Annotated in this window: 2 protein-coding genes; one reads left to right on the forward strand and one right to left on the reverse strand. The window is 27.3% G+C overall.

The window, feature by feature from the left end; translation table 11 throughout:
• On the reverse strand, positions 1 to 675 hold a 675-nt coding region (locus ACRC28_RS09055), incomplete at its 3' end, for a glycosyltransferase (RefSeq protein ID WP_438543126.1).
• Positions 676 to 813: 138 nt separating this feature from the next.
• On the opposite strand from ACRC28_RS09055, the gene ACRC28_RS09060 reads away from it, so the two are divergent.
• Positions 814 to 1,096 (forward strand): hypothetical protein (locus tag ACRC28_RS09060; RefSeq protein ID WP_438543127.1); only part of this gene is annotated, 283 nt, incomplete at its 3' end.

Here is a 1,096-nt window from a genome sequence, read left to right on the forward strand (position 1 = left end):
AATCGCCTTAAAATATATTTCTAAAGCTTTTTCATAATCATCAATTCTTGCATATTCATTTCCTAGAGAATAATAGTAATAACCATCTTTTTTCTCTTCAGGATAGGCTAGAAGAATCTCTAAATTTCTTTTACTTTTAGCATCTGAATCCACAATATCTGGGTCATATCCATAATGGAATATTCTAACTTGAGTTGGAACAATTGCCTCAAGTCCTGCTTTATCTTCAATTGAATTTATAATTTGCTCATGTAATTTTCCTACAAATCTATATTCAGGTCTATTTTTAAATGCTCTTAAAACTATAGCACTACCAATATCTTGTCCCTTTATAAAATTAACCATTCTTAAAAAGTAAGCTTCAGCTTTTTTCTCAGTTTTTATCATATTAATTAATTGAATCAAATCATCACGTGGCATCTCTTCATCTGCATCTAGGAACAAAATCCAATCACCAGTTGCATTATCAATAGAAAGATTTCTTGCAGCTGAAAAGTCATTACACCAAACAAAATCAACTACCTTAGCTCCATATTCTAAAGCAATCTCTTTCGTTCTATCAACAGAACCAGTATCAACAACAACAATTTCTTGAACCAAGTCTTTAACACTTCTAAGGCATCTTGGAAGGTTTTTTTCTTCATTTTTTACAATAAGGCATACGCTTAAATTCATAATTTTCCTCCATTTTAAAATTCCTCTATATTTAGTTATATGCATTAAACTTCTATAAGTTATTTAAAAATATACAGAAACATATTAATAACTTTAAAAACATATGCTTTTATTAAACATATTAATTTGGAGGGAAAGATGGTTAGTACAGTTGGAACAACTAAAATAGAGCCTTTAACTACAGATATAAATAAAAAAATAGAATTTTTCTTAAATATAACTTTAGATGAGAATACAAATCCAGTTTCTAAAATTACCTCAATTATGTGTACTCCATCTAAAATTGAACTTGAAAAATCAAATACTGGACTTCTAGCTATTATAAATTACAATCTTAAAATAATTTATATTGAAGAAAACAATGAGACATTACATGTCTTTAAATCTTCATATACACATATAACAGATATAAAAACTCATG

Origin of the sequence: Clostridium sp. (genome assembly GCF_051650885.1) — a bacterium.
In the GTDB taxonomy this organism is placed as follows: Bacteria; Bacillota; Clostridia; order Clostridiales; family Clostridiaceae; genus Clostridium.